Source organism: Geodermatophilus chilensis (assembly GCF_002802985.1).
GTDB lineage: Bacteria > Actinomycetota > Actinomycetes > Mycobacteriales > Geodermatophilaceae > Geodermatophilus > Geodermatophilus chilensis.
In genome coordinates, this window is the sequence record NZ_NVPT01000149.1 from 1 (window position 1) to 13,236 (window position 13,236).

Annotated in this window: 13 protein-coding genes and 1 tRNA gene; 7 read left to right on the forward strand and 7 right to left on the reverse strand. The window is 74.1% G+C overall.

The window, feature by feature from the left end; genetic code table 11:
- The 3 genes from CNO22_RS20785 to CNO22_RS29265 all read right to left on the reverse strand — a co-directional run.
- The coding region (locus tag CNO22_RS20785) for a hypothetical protein (RefSeq protein ID WP_157937043.1) at nt 1–1,076 on the reverse strand (1,076 nt) is incomplete at its 3' end.
- A 103-nt stretch (nt 1,077–1,179) separates the two neighbouring features.
- A complete protein-coding gene (locus tag CNO22_RS20790) occupies nt 1,180–1,374 on the reverse strand; it encodes a hypothetical protein (RefSeq protein WP_100501167.1) in 195 nt (64 codons plus the stop codon).
- Nucleotides 1,375–1,712: 338 nt separating this feature from the next.
- Nucleotides 1,713–2,000, reverse strand: coding sequence for a hypothetical protein (locus tag CNO22_RS29265; protein WP_232807216.1), 288 nt, complete (start codon nt 1,998–2,000; stop codon nt 1,713–1,715).
- Here CNO22_RS29265 and CNO22_RS20795 point away from each other — a divergent pair.
- The 3 genes from CNO22_RS20795 to CNO22_RS20805 all read left to right on the forward strand — a co-directional run bounded on the left by CNO22_RS20795 (nt 1,887) and on the right by CNO22_RS20805 (nt 5,352).
- The gene (locus CNO22_RS20795) at nt 1,887–4,451 is read left to right on the forward strand and encodes a helix-turn-helix transcriptional regulator (RefSeq protein ID WP_232807215.1); all 2,565 of its coding nucleotides are present in this window, start codon (nt 1,887–1,889) and stop codon (nt 4,449–4,451) included. The genes CNO22_RS29265 and CNO22_RS20795 overlap by 114 nt on opposite strands.
- A gap of 162 nt (nt 4,452–4,613) precedes the next feature.
- Nucleotides 4,614–4,901 carry a flagellar FlbD family protein gene (locus tag CNO22_RS20800; RefSeq protein WP_100501169.1) on the forward strand — a complete coding sequence of 96 codons (288 nt, stop codon included), beginning with the start codon at nt 4,614–4,616 and terminating at the stop codon, nt 4,899–4,901.
- Nucleotides 4,902–5,004: 103 nt separating this feature from the next.
- The gene (locus CNO22_RS20805) at nt 5,005–5,352 is read left to right on the forward strand and encodes a hypothetical protein (protein WP_232807214.1); all 348 of its coding nucleotides are present in this window, start codon (nt 5,005–5,007) and stop codon (nt 5,350–5,352) included.
- A 10-nt stretch (nt 5,353–5,362) separates the two neighbouring features.
- On the opposite strand, the gene CNO22_RS20810 is transcribed toward CNO22_RS20805, so the two are convergent.
- Nucleotides 5,363–6,331 carry a bile acid:sodium symporter family protein gene (locus tag CNO22_RS20810; protein ID WP_100501171.1) on the reverse strand — a complete coding sequence of 323 codons (969 nt, stop codon included), beginning with the start codon at nt 6,329–6,331 and terminating at the stop codon, nt 5,363–5,365.
- A gap of 724 nt (nt 6,332–7,055) precedes the next feature.
- Between CNO22_RS20810 and CNO22_RS28500 the strand changes: the two genes are divergently transcribed.
- From CNO22_RS28500 to CNO22_RS20830, 3 genes are read left to right on the forward strand one after another with little or no spacing between them, the layout of a single operon-like run.
- Nucleotides 7,056–7,313, forward strand: a complete 258-nt coding sequence (locus CNO22_RS28500; protein WP_198588480.1) for an ANTAR domain-containing protein — start codon at nt 7,056–7,058, stop codon at nt 7,311–7,313.
- A complete protein-coding gene (locus CNO22_RS20825; RefSeq protein ID WP_100501173.1) occupies nt 7,310–8,119 on the forward strand; it encodes an MEDS domain-containing protein in 810 nt (269 codons plus the stop codon). The genes CNO22_RS28500 and CNO22_RS20825 overlap by 4 nt, the downstream gene beginning before the upstream one ends.
- Entirely contained in the window at nt 8,116–8,985 is an 870-nt protein-coding gene (locus CNO22_RS20830) for an MEDS domain-containing protein (protein ID WP_100501174.1), read from the forward strand. The genes CNO22_RS20825 and CNO22_RS20830 overlap by 4 nt, the downstream gene beginning before the upstream one ends.
- Nucleotides 8,986–9,408: 423 nt before the next feature.
- On the opposite strand, the gene CNO22_RS20835 is transcribed toward CNO22_RS20830, so the two are convergent.
- The 3 genes from CNO22_RS20835 to CNO22_RS20845 form a co-directional block, all read right to left on the reverse strand.
- Nucleotides 9,409–10,119: an alpha/beta fold hydrolase gene (locus CNO22_RS20835; RefSeq protein WP_100501177.1), complete on the reverse strand. Its 711-nt coding sequence runs from the start codon at nt 10,117–10,119 to the stop codon at nt 9,409–9,411.
- 162 nt (nt 10,120–10,281) lie between these two features.
- Nucleotides 10,282–10,354: transfer RNA gene (locus tag CNO22_RS20840), tRNA-Ala, on the reverse strand.
- Nucleotides 10,355–10,440: 86 nt separating this feature from the next.
- Nucleotides 10,441–11,196, reverse strand: a complete 756-nt coding sequence (locus tag CNO22_RS20845) for a M23 family metallopeptidase (protein ID WP_100501175.1) — start codon at nt 11,194–11,196, stop codon at nt 10,441–10,443.
- Nucleotides 11,197–11,608: 412 nt separating this feature from the next.
- Between CNO22_RS20845 and CNO22_RS20850 the strand changes: the two genes are divergently transcribed.
- Nucleotides 11,609–13,236 (forward strand): mannitol dehydrogenase family protein (locus CNO22_RS20850; protein ID WP_100501178.1); only part of this gene is annotated, 1,628 nt, incomplete at its 3' end.

The following is a 13,236-nucleotide window of genomic DNA, read 5'->3' on the forward strand; positions in this document are numbered from 1 at the left end:
CCGGTGGTGTGGAACGGGTTCCTCGAATACCTGGGCACCCTGAACACCGCGCTGCGAACCGGCGACGTGGTGACCAGCGCCGTGGGGGTGTTCGAGCTCACCGCCGGCCAGACGTAGCCGAAGAGGTCGGGCACCCCGACGAGGTCGGCGAGGATGTAGTAGCCGTCCAGCCGGATGGACGGCAGGAACTGCGACAGGGTCTCGCCCAGCATCCCGAGCAGCATGATGAGCAGCCACGGCTCACCCGTGTACAGGTAGACCAGTCCGGTCCCCGTCATGAACAGGGCGTCGAAGTACACGCCGCCGAGGTCGGTGCGCAGCCGCCCGACCCGGTCGAGACGGTAGGAGTCGGTGACCGTGCTGTAGAACGCCGGCCAGACGATGTAGATGCCCACCCCCATGTCGCCGGGGCGGGCCCCGCCGTACCGGCAGGCAGTGACGTGGCCGAACTCGTGCCACACCCCGGACAGGAAGAACGTCAGGACGTAGATTGCCAGGATCAGCTCGGGGTTGCGGACGATCTGGTCCACTCCGGCGATGAACTGCTCGAGCACTCCGCCCTGCGCCGCGATCCAGGCAAGGGTCGCCACGAAGGCCGCCAGGCCCGCCACCCACACGGGTCGGGCGAAGAAGAGGCGGAGCATCCCCGCGACCCGCCAGGAGACCACGGCCGGGAGGACCCCGACCCGGTAGCGCAGCGCGAGGAGCGGATCTGACTTGACCGGCACCGCCGGCTCCACGCCGCCGGTGTCGTCGGGAGCGACGAGGCCGACCGGCCGCAACCGTTGGTCGACCAGGAAGGAGATGCTCTCGGCGGTCAGCTCCTCGCCCAGCTCGGGGCTCAGCTCGGCGGCGATCTGCCCGGCGTCCCGGCTGTCGAGGGACTCCGCCACCCGGTACAGGAGACGCGGAAGCTGCATCACCTGCCCGTCGGCTCGGCGGATGAGGTACTTGGGCGTCTGGTACCCAGAGTCCCGGTACTCGCCGAGCAGTTCCGTCCCAGGAGCGAGCCGGTACACAGGGTGGTCATGGCGGTCCGCGGGCGCCAGGACATCGGGGTCCGTCGCGATGGCCATGTCAGGACCTAGCTCTCCTTACGGGATCGGCACACTCGACAGACACGAGGAGGGGCGGCCGAGATCCGGCCGCCCCTCCCCACATCACAGCTAGGTCAGGACATCACCTGTTGCCAGCCGTGGCCGTAGCAGTCTGCTCGGCGTCGATGTTCACCTCGGCATTCCCTCGGGCCTCAACGAAGATGACGTTGAAGGCGACGGCGGTGTTGTTCCCGCCGTTCTTCTTCTTGTTCTTCCCGTTCTTGCACGACATGGTGGTCCGCGCCGGCAGCAGCTCGACGGTCTGGTTCTCGAACATGGTTCCTCCTCGTTGCGGTCAGACTGCGCAAGGAATGCAGGAGAACACCTGGAGGGCCCGCGAGAGATGGCCCCCGGAAACGTGTGCCCCGTCGCCCTGCCACCGATGCCACGTCGACTCGGTGAAGGAATCTTGGAAGACGCAGCATTACAGGACAACCCGGTCCGTCACCGGTACGTGCGGATTGAACACGGGTGTTCACACGACCGTAATACGGTTCCGGCCATGGGGGCCACGTAGTCTCGGATGAGGATCACGTAGCACTGTGAGTGACGATCTTTCTCCAGTCAGTCAATTACGGTGGTCATGCGCGCGCCCAACTTGTCTCGACACGCGCGTCACTCGATCCTGTTCCGCATGGCAGCGCTTCCGGTCAACGTGGACAGCGGAAGATGGTGACGACGCCCGGCAGCGACGGCGTTCCCGGCGGGGGGCGACACGACGAACACCACCCCCAGCCGCCCGCCGGGCCTGGTCCGTTCGTCGACCGGGATCACGCGCTGCAGGCGCTCCTGACCACGCTCGGCGGTGACCGGCCAGGTGCGGTCGTCGTCTCGGGGCCGCGAGGTGCCGGCCGCACCCGGCTGGCGCAGGAGGCGCTCGCCGCCCTGCATCGGCAGGGCCACCGTAGCGCCTGGGCCACGGGCACCCGTGGTGGGGCGGGGATACCGCTGGGCGCTCTGGCGCACCTGGTCCCGGCCGCCGGCGCGGGGTCCGATCCGGCGGCCGCGTGGCAGGCCATGGCCTCGAGCCTCGACAAGGACAGGTCCGGCCGCCCGGTCGTCGTCGTCATCGACGACGCCCATCTGCTGGACGACCTGTCGGCCGCCCTGGTGCACAAGCTCGTTCTGACCCGGGCGGCCAGCGTGGTGCTCACCGTGCTGGGCGGCGCGCGCGGCCCCGACCTGGTGGACACCCTCTGGAGGGACGGGCTCGCAACCCGCGTCGAGCTGTGTCCGTGGACCCGCCCTCAGGTCGAGCAGCTGCTGGAGGCGGAGCTGGGCGGCACCCCGGAGAGCCGGCTGGTGCAGACCCTGTGGCGCATGAGCGGGGGCAGCGCGGTCATGCTCCACGAGCTGGTGCAGGCGGGGCACGAGACCGACCGGCTCCGCAGCGTCGAGGGCATCTGGCGCTGGGAGGGCGAGCCGGCCCTCACCCAACGGCTCTGCGAGGTCGTCCAGGCGGAGATGGGCGACCTCACCGACCCCGAACGGGCGGCCATGGAGCTGCTGGCGATCGGAGGAGTGCTCGAACTGCGGGACCTGGTGGCCCTCACCTCCTCTGCGGTGGTAACCACCCTGGAACGGCGGGGCCTCGTCGCCGTCGAGCGGACGTCCCGACGTCCCGTTGCCCGGCTCGCCCAGCCGCTACAGGCCCAGGTGCTCTGCGCCCGGATGCCGCAGGCCGCGTCCAGCCAGTACCTGGAGCAGCTCGCCGGGGCGAGCTCGGTCCGGCGCTGGGCCCAGGAGGACCCACTGCGGATCGGCCCGCTGCTCCTGCAGCTGGACGAGCCCCCGCGGGACGCGGTCGTCCTGACCCGCGCGGCGGTCCGCGCCAACGACGCCTCCGACCACGACCTGGCCGAGCGCCTCGCCCGCGCCGCTCTGGACGACGGAGCCGGGCTCGCGGCAGCCATCGCCCTGGTCGAGTCGCTCCGGTGGCAGGGCCGGCACGAGGAGGCCGAAGAGGCGGCGGCCCAGGCGGCGGCATCCACGACTGCGACGGAGCGCGACGAGCTGGCTGTCACCAGGATGTTCAACCTCTTCGGGTTGGGCCGCGCCGAGGAGGCGATCGCTCTCGCCGGTGCGGTCGGTGGATCCGCCGACCCCGGCCACGTCGTCGAGGCGGTCGGGAAGATCCTGCGCCTGGCGAACGGGGAGCCGCCGAAGCCCACCGACCTATTCGAAGGCGTCCTCGACCGGAGCACGGTCAGGCCCGCCACGGCGCTGTGGGACGACGTCGCTCACGCTGCCGCGCTGGCCGCCCTCGGGCATCCGGACGAGGCCCTCGAGAGCGTGGCGCGCGCCCGGCGCGCGCTGGACGCCGACGGCGTCGAGACGGCCTGCGCCCGGACGCTGTTGATGCTGGTGGAGTGCTGGGCGCTCGAGCTCGGTGGCCGCCTCCTCGCGGCCGAGGCACGGGCGGTCACGTTGCACGAGGACACCCTGGCCCGCAGCCGGTCGGCCGCCGACGCGGTGGCGGCCCTCTGCCGGGGGTCGGCGGCGCTCACCGCCGGCCGGCCCCTCCAGAGCGTGCGGTGGCTGGCCGAGGCCGCCGCCCGTCTCGCCGAGTCCGACCCCGTGGGGTGCTTGCCGCTGTGCCTGGCGAAGCAGGCCCACGCCCGTGCTCTCATGGGGGACGCGGCCGGCGCCGCCTCGGCACTGGCGGAGGCCCGGAGGCACCCGGGGATACGCCTCTTCGAGCCGGAGCTCCTCCTCGCACAGGCCTGGTCGGCCGCGGCGGCCGGCCGCGACGACGAGTCCGGCGAGGCGGCCCTGCGCGCTGCCGCCACGGCCGACGAGATGGGACAGCTGTCCGTCGAGGCCGTGGCCCTGCACACCGCCGTCAGGCTGGGCCGCGCGGGCGAGGTGGCCGGCCGGCTGTGCGGCCTGGCCGCCGAACTCGGCGGACAGTTGTTCACGGCCTTCGCCGCACACGCCGACGCCGTGGCCCGATCACATGGCGAGGCGCTCGACGAGGTCGCCGAACGGTTCCGGCAGCTGGACGCCCTGTCCTGCGCGGCGGACGCCTACGCCCTGGCTGCCGAGGCCCACCGACACGCCGGCCACCGGCGCCGGGCCGCGGCCTCCGGTGCGTGGGCGAACGTGCTGGCCCGGAACGCCGGTGGCTTGCGCACCCCCGCCCTCGAACGGCTGGCTCCCTACGCCCTCACCCAACGGGAACGAGAGATCGCCGTCCTGGCCGCGGTCGGCGCCCGCAATCAGAGCATCGCGAAGCAGCTCGTGCTGTCCGTCCGCACGGTCGAGACCCACCTCGCGCACGTCTACGACAAGCTGGGCATCAGTCGCCGGGCCGACCTGCCGAGCGCGCTGGCAGCCGAGAGCGGGGGGTGCTGACGCAAGCGACCGGCGATGCGACGCCGGGTGCGCCGGCTCACCCTAACGGGGGCGGACGCCGGTGCCCCGCTCGAGAACACGCGGGCCGACGCCGAAGGAACCGGCACCTCACACCCGAGGGAGCCCCCGGGGCCCGATGCCCCGCCCAGCAGGAGGACCGCCATGATCGGCCTCACCCGCCGCACCGGCGAGCACTGCCGCCTGGACCCCGACCACATCGAGCGGGTCGAGGCCGGGTCGGACACCGTCGTGATCACCACCGACGGCAGCTGCTACTGCATCCGCGAGACCGTCGACCAGGTCATCGCGCGCATCGTCGAGGACCGTGCCGCCGTGATCGCGGCCTGCTACGTGCTCGACCGCGGTGAGGACGCCGACCCGCGGCGCCTCGGCCATCCCGACGTCCCCCCGCAGGCGCACGCCCCCGTGGTGCCCATCCGGTTGTCCTGACCGCCCACACCCCCTCGGAGGGAGGGGGCGCATGGTCCCGGCTGGAGACCGGGCAGGGAGGAGCCGATGGTCCGGGAGCACACCGCACCCCGAGGAGACGACTGTGAACATCACCGCCCGCGGGGTGTCCGCCACGGACGCCCAGGTCTACAGCGAGGTCGCCCAGCTGCTCGACCGACGGGCGGCGATGAAGCACCCGCCGTTCAGCCTGACCGTGTCCGACTCGGTGGCGCTGGGCATCGCCCGGCTATTCCGCAGCACGTCGCTGTCCGGTGAGGTGCTCGACCGGTTCGCCGCCGGCGGGACAGTCGACAGCGACGAGCTGATCGGGGCTGCGCGCTTCGAGCAGGGCTACGCCTCCGCCGAGGGCTACGCCGCGCTGCGCTGCCTGGTGCTGTGGGTGCACCACCAGGAGCACCGTCGCGAGCAGCGCCGCGCGCACGCGGGCTGACCCGCCCGCGTCAGCGCCCCTGCAGCACCGCCTCGTCGCGGCCGGGACGCCCGGCGGGGTCCCGGCGGGCCCACCAGCTGGCCAGCAGGGAGCCCGACACGTTGTGCCAGACCGAGAAGACGGCCGCCGGCAGGGCGGCCGCCGGGCTGAAGTGCACGGTGGCCAGACCGGCGGCCAGCCCGGAGTTCTGCATGCCGACCTCGATGCTGATGGCCCGCCGGGCCGAGACGTCCATCCCGCAGACCCGCGCGATGCCGTAGCCCAGCGCCAGGCCGAGGCCGTTGTGCAGCACGACCGCCAGGACGACGACGAGGCCGACCGACGTGATCGTGTCCGCGCTGCCGGCCACCACGATCGCCACGACCACGGTGATGCCGACGACCGAGACCAGCGGCAGGGCCGGGAGCAGGCGCTCGACCAGCCGGGGGACGACGAGCCGCAGGACCAGGCCGAGGACCACCGGCACCAGCACGATCTGCACGATCGAGGTGAACAGGCCACCGGCGTCGACCGGCAGGTACTCCCCCGCGAGCCACAGGACGAGCAGCGGCGTGAACACCGGGGCCAGCAGCGTCGACACCGACGTCATCGCCACGGAGAGGGCGGTGTCGCCCTTGGCCAGGTAGACCATCACGTTGGACGCCGTCCCACCCGGGGCGGCCCCGACCAGGACTACGCCGGCGGCGACCGCGGCGGGCAGGTCCAGCGCCTGGGTCAGCAGCCAGGCCACGCCGGGCATGACGGCGTACTGCGCCGCGACGCCGAGCAGCAGGGCCCACGGCCGCCGCGCCACGACCGCGAAGTCGGACCCGCGCAGGGTCATGCCCATCCCGAGCATGATCACCATGAGGAAGTAGGGCACCAGCGCGCTGCCCCCGGCGAAGGTGTCCGGGGTCGCCAGCGCGATGCCGCCGGCGGCGACGACGATCAGGGCGAACCAGCGCCCGACGAACGCACTCAGGGCCGCGATGCCGTCCACGGGGCTCCACCCTCACAGCAGGCAGGCGGACCGGCAAGGACACCATGGGTACTGGTGGCGACACCACCACCCGGGTGGCCCTCCTCCCCCGGAGTCCGTCGACGCGCCGGCGTTGGGTACCGGAACACGGCGGTACCGTGGGCGGGAGCAACGACGCCGGTTCGAGGAAGACGGACGGCGCGCCGCGGCCCGCCGGGAGGAACCCGGTCCGGAGGTTCCCCAGTGCAGTCGACGCCCAGGTCCTCCCCTCCCCCCTCGACCCGCTCCCCCAGCACACCCGGCCTCCCCGCCGGGTCGTCCGGGTGGCTGGCCTCCGCCGCCAGGGCGTGGCACGCCGAGCCCGACGGGGACGCCGTCGCCCGCTCGGTGACCCGGTCCGTGGCGGTCCTGCTCCCCGCCGGTGCCGAGGTCTCGGTCACCCTCCTCGGGCCGGGCCACCGGCCGGTGCCGGTCCGGGACCCCGCCCCGCTCGCGGCCTGGCTCGACGCCCTGCAGCTGCGCGAGGGCGAGGGCCCGCTCCCGGAGGCGCTGGACGGCAGGGTCGCCGCGGGCGACGACCTGCGCACCGCGCCCTGGCCCCGGTTCGGGCCGGCGGCGCTCGACCGCGGCATCCGGTCGGCGGTGTGCCTGCCGCTCGAGTGCGGCACCGCCGTCCTCGGCACCCTGTCGGTCTACGAGCCGACCGACCGACTGGTCGGGCTCGGGCACGCAGCTGCTCGAGCCGGTGGCCGCGCAGGCCGCGCTGGCCCTGGCGGCCGTGCAGCGCACCGTCCACCTGAGCCGGGCGCTCGAGAGCCGCGACGTCATCGGGCAGGCCAAGGGGGTGCTCATGGAGCGCTACCGGATCACCGCCGACGCCGCCTTCGGCATCCTCGCCCGGGCCTCGCAGGACACCAACCGCAGGCTGCCGGAGGTGGCGGCGCTGGTGACCGAGACCGGTGAGGCGCCTCCGGCGCCCGGGCGTCCCCGGGGCGGCCGATGACGGCGGCGCAGGCCCGGACCGGGGGGCGGCACGGCTGGGTGCTGCTGGACAGCGAGCTGGCCCACGAGGAGGTCGTCGGGGACTTCGTCCTGGAGGGGCTGGAGCACGGCGACTGCGTCCTGCTCGCCGGGATGGACACCCGCGACGAAGGGGTCCGGCGGCGCCTGCGGCACACGGGGGTCGCGCCGGGTGCCTCGTCGGCACACGGCCCCGCGGCTCTGCGCGCCGTCCCGGAGGACCCGGCCGCGCTGACGGAGTCGGTGGAGTCGGCCCTGGCCGACGGCTTCGCCGGCGTCCGGTTCAGCGGGGCGATCACCCAGCCGGGGGTCAGCCCCTTCGAGCCGGTCGTGGACGAGCTGGCACGGACCCGCTCCCTGACCGCGCTGTGCCCCTACTTCCGGTCACTGCTCGAGCCGGTCCAGGAGGCCGCGCTCGACCACGCGCACGACGCGCGGGTGCACGCACCTGCCGTCTACGACGACGAGGCGTTCCGGCTGAGCCGTCGCGGTGCGGCGCTGCGGCTGACCGGCGAGCTGGACGGCAGCAACACCGCGGCCCTCCGGGCGGTGCTGGCCGCCGCCGCGGGCCAGGACGCCGGCCCGCGGGTGTGGGACGTGAGCGGCCTGCACTTCCTCGACGTCACCGCCGCCGACGCGCTGGTCGCCGCTGCCGGTGCACCGCCGGGGCTGACCGTCCGCGGCGCCAGCCCGCTGCTCGGACGGCTGCTCGCCGCCGTCGCGGCCGACTCCCCGGACGTCGAGCTCCGGGTCCGGCCCGCGTCACGCGCCGAGGGGCCGGTCGGATGAGCGCCGGCGGCGGCTCCCCGGTGCACCGGTGCGCCTTCCCGACCGGTCCCGACGATGCTGCCGACCTCGCCGCGCAGGTCTGCCGCTCGGCCCTGGCCGCGGGCTCGCCGGTGCTCGCCTACCTGGACCCCGACGTGCGCGACCGTGTCGCGGGCCAGGTGCCCCGGACCGGAGGGGTGGCGTTCCGCCCGCAGGCCGACCTGGCCCGCGTCCCGACCGACGAGCTGGTCGAGAGCTGGACCGCCGTCCTGGCCGGCGACGGCGCCGCGTGGGTGACGGTGCTCTGCCAGCAACCGTTCGACCTGCTCCCGGACGTGGAGCGGTGGCGGACCGCGGAGGTGGCCGTCACCGCTGCCGTGGCCGGCCGGCCGGTCGCGCTCACCTGCCTGTTCGACGAGACCCGGACGCCGGACGCCGACCGGCACATGGCGCGCGCCACGCACCCCGCACTGCTGCTCGACGGGACGACGCTGGCCAACCCCGACCACCGGCCGTCCGCCTCGGTCGGTCCCGACGGCGGCCGGGTGCTCGCCGAGGCCGTGCTCGACCCCGCGACCCCCACCGGCAACCGCGCCTGGTGGCACGAGCAGCTGCGGCGGGCCGGCGTCGAGGGCAGCCGGCACGACGAGCTCGTGCTCCTCCTGCACGAGGCGGTCACCACCGTCGCCACCGCGGGCGGCGGCAGACGCGGCGTCCCCGTGCGGCTGTGGGCGGCGGACGGCACCGTCGGCTGCGACGTCCTCACCCCCCGTTCGTGGTCCACGAGGAGTCCGACGAGGCAGAGCGGCGGTCACGGCCGATGGCGGGAGGCCGGGTCCTCCAGCGGGCGAGCCGACCTCTCCGCCCTCGACTCGGGAGAGCCCTGAACGGCCGCCCGTCGTCACCGTGCGCCTCGTGAGCGGGCGTCCCCGGAGTCGAGGAGATCGAGCCCGCCAGGCGCTGTTGCTCGGGCCCGGCGTCGGGCTGTCGACCACTGGACTGGTGCACCTCTTCTCGAACTCCACGGCCATCGCCTGGAGCCTCGTGGTGATCGGCCTGGGGCTCCTCCTCGCCTTCACCCGGTCCACACTGCGGAGTCGGGGGCGGCACCGTCAGGCGTCAACGCCGGCCGAGGACTCGCAACGCGGACCGCCGCACTGCGGGCGCCTGACGACGTCGCCCTCGGAGCCGCCCTGCAGGTGGTGTCCCTCAGTGCCATGAGGACCCCGCCGGATCACGCTGTCGGTGAGCGGGAGCGGTCGAGGGCAGGCTCGGTAGGTCCGTGTCGCAGCGCCACGGTCCGCTGACCATCAGGATGGTTCGTCGTCAGTGCCCCCCGGGGCCGCGGTCTCGAGGACCTGGGCGAGCCGCTCCGGCATGGAGAGCATCGGATTGTGGGAGGACGGCAGCCGCTCGACACGATCGCTCCGTGCGGACATGGCCTGCTGGGCGGCGACCGGGACGGCCTGATCCTCCTCGCAGATGACGTACGTGGTCCCGTGGCCGGGGGTGGGAGCCGAGGAGGTGCCCGCCAGGACCTGCAAGGACGACGGGACGAAGCGCGGGTAGACGTCGCGCGAGAAGCGGCTCTCCTCGACATCGGCGCAGAGGGCTCGTCTGACCACGGCAGGGCTGTCGCTGACCCTGACCACCCCCTCCTCCGGGCACACCACCATCCACCCCGGGATCTGGCCGCCCAGCATGTCCGCGGCGGACTGGCCACGCTCAGGGCGGAGGGCGGCCACGTAGACGCTGTGCTGGACGGCCGGGTGGTCGGCCAGTTCGGCGAGCACCATCCCGCCGGCCGAGTGACCGACGAGCACGGCGCCCGATCCTGGTGCGTCGAGCGCTCGCCGCACCGCGTCCACGTCGTCCTGCAGCCCCAGGGCTGAGGGATCCGGGCCCGAGGTTGGCAGGTCGACGGCCTCCACACGGTGGCCTCTGGCCGCCAAGGCCGTGGCCGTGTCGCCCCAGACCCAGCTGCGGCAGAACCCGCCGTGCACCAGCAAGAAGGTGGCCATGAGAGGAGCGTTCTCCCACCAGAGGTGCATGCACCAGAGGAGAAGCCGCGGATCTGGTGCGGACGGCGCTCCGAGGCCGAGGCGGCACCGATGGCCACCACAGTGGCACCAGGAACGACTCAGGGCGCCCTCCCTGCGGGAGGACGCCCTGAGTGGATGGGGTGGAGCTGAGGGGACTCGAACCCCTGACCCCCACACTGCCAGTGTGGTGCGCTACCAGCTGCGCCACAGCCCCTCGTCCGACCCGGCGTGGTCCGTCCGAGCCAGGAAGAACTGTACAGGGGTCACACCGCCCCCTGGCGCAGGGGGTCGGTCGCCGTGTCAGAGCTCGACGCCGCGTTCCGCGAGCCACGGCACCGGGTCGATGCGCTTGCCGTTCATCCCGCCCTGGTGCACCTCGAAGTGCAGGTGCGGACCGGTCGACTGGCCGCGGTTGCCCAGCAGCGCGATGGTCTCGCCGGCCTCCACGTACTGACCGGGCTCGACGAGGATCGAGTCCATGTGGCCGTAGACGGTCACGTCCCCGTTCTCGTGCAGCAGGTAGACCGCCAGGCCGAAGCCGCTGGCCGACCCGGCCCGCAGGACGACGCCGTCCATGGCCGCGTACTCCGGCGTCCGCATGGGCGCGGCCAGGTCGATGCCGTAGTGGAAGGTCCCCCATCGGCCCCCGTAGCCGCTGGTGAAGCGGGCGCCGTCGACCGGCAGCACCGCCTTCGGCCGCGCGGCCTCCCGGGCCGCCTCGGCGGCGGCCGCCTCGGCCGCCGCCCGCTCGGCGCGGGAGGCGGCCACCTCGGCCAGCCGGGCCTGGGCCTCCGCCTCGGTGATGGAGGCCATGGGCAGCGTCTCGACGTCGTCGCCGAGGGTGGCCAGCTCCATCTGCGCGGCGAGGACCGAGCTCGGCCCGGTCGGGACGTCGGAGGCGTTCGAGACGCCGGTGACCCCGGCGACCAGCCCGCCCACGACCAGCGCGGTCAGCAGCAGCGGGCCGCGGCGCGGGCCCGAGGCCGGCTGCCGGGTCCGGGAGGGAGCGGGGACCCGAGGGTCCCCGGAGCGCTGAGCGCGACGCCGACCGGCCATGCACCTACCGTTCGTGGGTAGAACGCCCGTTGCCGGGCTCGAGGGGCTCGCCGCAGATCCAAACAGTCCGTGATGGATCCGTGACCCTCTGCACGGCGTGTCACCGAGGACACGCCGTACGTGATGTCCCCCACGTCTCCTACGCCACAAGGAGCGTGACGGCGATCCTGTTTGGAACGGGTTCCCTACGGCTAGGTTCGCGCCCCGGCGTGAAACCACCGCGCCGCGACGCCCTGCGCCCATCGCGGCTCACGCCACCGAGGGACGGCCCCGGACTGGCCGGACCTCGTTGCCCCGTGTAGTCATGATCATCGCCGCACCACGCGCGCCCAACACGTCACCGGGGCCGCTCAGGGACCGCCGCGAGGGGGGACGTCACCGCACGACCTGTACGAGGGAGGACCGACGCCGCATGACCACGGCAGAGCCCATGACGGGACCCCAGGCGCCGGCCCACGGCCAGGCCGCGGCCGCGCTCCTCCCGACGCCCCCCGGACCGGAGGCGCCGCGGGCCCGCCCGCTGAGCCAGGCGACGCTGCACAGCCACGGCGCCCGGGTCGCCGTCCCCACCTACGACCGCAGCCGGCTCACCCCGTCGGTCGTCCACCTCAGCGTGGGCGGCTTCTCGCGGGCCCACCAGCTCATCTACTTCGACGACCTCGCCGAGCGGCGCATCTCCGCCGAGTGGGGCGTGGTCGGTGTCGGGCTGCGGCAGCGGCACCTGCAGGAGGCCCTCGCCCCGCAGGACCACCTCTACACCGTCGTCGAGCGCAGCCCGGACGGCGAGCGCGCCCGCGTCGTCGGCGTGATGGTCGACTACCTCTACGCCCCTGACGACCCCACGGCCGTCCTCGACCGACTCAGCGACCCGCGCACCCGCCTGGTCACGCTCACCATCACCCCGGGCGGCTACCTGCTCGACCCGCAGACCCGCGCCTTCCGCGCCGACGACCCCGACGTGCTCCGCGACCTGGCGCAGCCCTCGGCACCGGCCACCGTCTTCGGCTACCTGGTCGAGGCCCTCGACCGGCGCCGGCGCGCAGGCCTGGCACCCTTCACCGTCGTCTCCTGCGACAACCTGCACCGCAACGGCGAGGCCGCCCGCGCCTCCGTCGTCGGCCTGGCCCAGCTGCGCGACGAGGTGCTGGCCCGCTGGATCACCGACCGGGTCGCCTTCCCCAGCAGCATGGTCGACCGGATCACCCCGCAGACCCCGCCCGAGGAGCGCGCCGCGCTCGCCGCCCGCTACGGCGTCGACGACCGGTGGCCGGTGGTCACCGAGCCGTTCTCCCAGTGGTTCATCGAGGACGTCTTCAGCCACGGCCGCCCGCCGCTGGACGAGGTCGGCGTCCACTTCGTCCCCGACGTCGGCGACTACGAGCTGATGAAGACCCGGCTGCTCAACGCCGGCCACTCGGCCCTGGGCCACCTCGGCTCGCTGGCCGGATACGCCCGCATGGACGAGCTGATGAGCGACCCGGTCTTCGCCGCGTACGTCGCCCGGCTGATGGACGACGAGGTCACCCCGCTCCTCCCGGCGCCCGAGGGCGTCGACCTCGGCGCCTACAAGCGCACGCTGCTGAAGCGCTTCGCCAACCCGGCGATCGCCGACCAGCTGTCCCGGCTGTGCCGGCGCGGCTCGGCCAAGCTGCCGCAGCACCTGCTGCCCTCGCTGCGCCAGTCCCAGGTGCAGGGCCGACCCGCTCCCCTGCTCACGCTGGCCGTGGCCGGCTGGTGCCGGTACCTGCGCGGCACCGACGACGCCGGCCGCCCGCTGCCGCTGGAGGACCCGCGCGCCGCCGAGCTGCAGGCCCTGGCTCTGGAAGGCGGCGCGGACCCGCGGCCGCTGCTCGCCGTCCGCGCGGTGTTCGGCGACCTCGGTGACGACCCCGTGTTCGTGGCCGACCTCGGCGGGGCGCTGGAGCGACTCGACCGGCTCGGCGCCCGCTGCCGCTGGAGGACCCGCGCGCCGCCGAGCTGCAGGCCCTGGCTCTGGAAGGCGGCGCGGACCCGCGGCCGCTGCTCGCCGTCCGCGCGGTG

What these genes read in the sequence shown, in the direction of transcription:
- CNO22_RS20800 (WP_100501169.1), top strand. Translation starts at nt 4,614, where the DNA reads ATGATCGGCCTCACCCGCCGCACCGGCGAGCACTGCCGCCTGGACCCC.
- CNO22_RS20835 (WP_100501177.1), bottom strand. Translation starts at nt 10,119, where the DNA reads ATGGCCACCTTCTTGCTGGTGCACGGCGGGTTCTGCCGCAGCTGGGTC.
- CNO22_RS20830 (WP_100501174.1), top strand. Translation starts at nt 8,116, where the DNA reads ATGAGCGCCGGCGGCGGCTCCCCGGTGCACCGGTGCGCCTTCCCGACC.
- CNO22_RS20825 (WP_100501173.1), top strand. Translation starts at nt 7,310, where the DNA reads ATGACGGCGGCGCAGGCCCGGACCGGGGGGCGGCACGGCTGGGTGCTG.
- CNO22_RS20790 (WP_100501167.1), bottom strand. Translation starts at nt 1,374, where the DNA reads ATGTTCGAGAACCAGACCGTCGAGCTGCTGCCGGCGCGGACCACCATG.
- CNO22_RS20845 (WP_100501175.1), bottom strand. Translation starts at nt 11,196, where the DNA reads ATGGCCGGTCGGCGTCGCGCTCAGCGCTCCGGGGACCCTCGGGTCCCC.